2 pseudogenes are annotated in these 383 nt (G+C 72.6%); both read right to left on the bottom strand.

The annotated features are described in order from the left end of the window. Positions 1-249: pseudogene (locus LG395_RS40995) on the bottom strand (dehydrogenase); the annotation flags it as partial. Next, positions 237-383: pseudogene (locus LG395_RS40990) on the bottom strand (phosphocholine cytidylyltransferase family protein); the annotation flags it as partial. The pseudogenes LG395_RS40995 and LG395_RS40990, both read right to left, overlap by 13 nt.

The raw sequence follows: 383 nt of genomic DNA, 5'->3' as shown, positions 1-383 counted from the left end.
CTTCATCTCGTCGGCCAGCCGGACCGCGTCGTCCAGGGTGCCGCCGCCCACCTCGTACCAGACCGCGCCGGGCAGCGAGGGGGCGAGGCGCTCGCGCAGCCGGGCCCCGGAGCCGCCGCTGACGGCGACGGCGAGCCGCCCGGAGTGCGAGATCCGCTGATCGGCGAGCACACTCGCCAGGTCGTCCAGGGCACCCGCGCGGATGTCCACCACGACCGGCGAGGGAATCAGCCGGGTCAGTACTGGCACGCGATCACCCGTCCGCGCGCGAGGTCGTCGTGGTTGTCGATCTCGACCCAGCTGACGTCGCCGATCGGCGCCACGTCCACCTTGAAGCCGCGGTCGACCAGCTCCTGGTAGCCGTCCTCGTAGTACAGCTGGGG

Source organism: Streptomyces spinosus (assembly GCF_020400655.1).
Lineage (GTDB): Bacteria > Actinomycetota > Actinomycetes > Streptomycetales > Streptomycetaceae > Streptomyces > Streptomyces argyrophylli.
The sequence above is the reverse complement of the archived record's forward strand: the minus strand, read 5'-3'. Positions and strand labels throughout refer to the sequence as shown.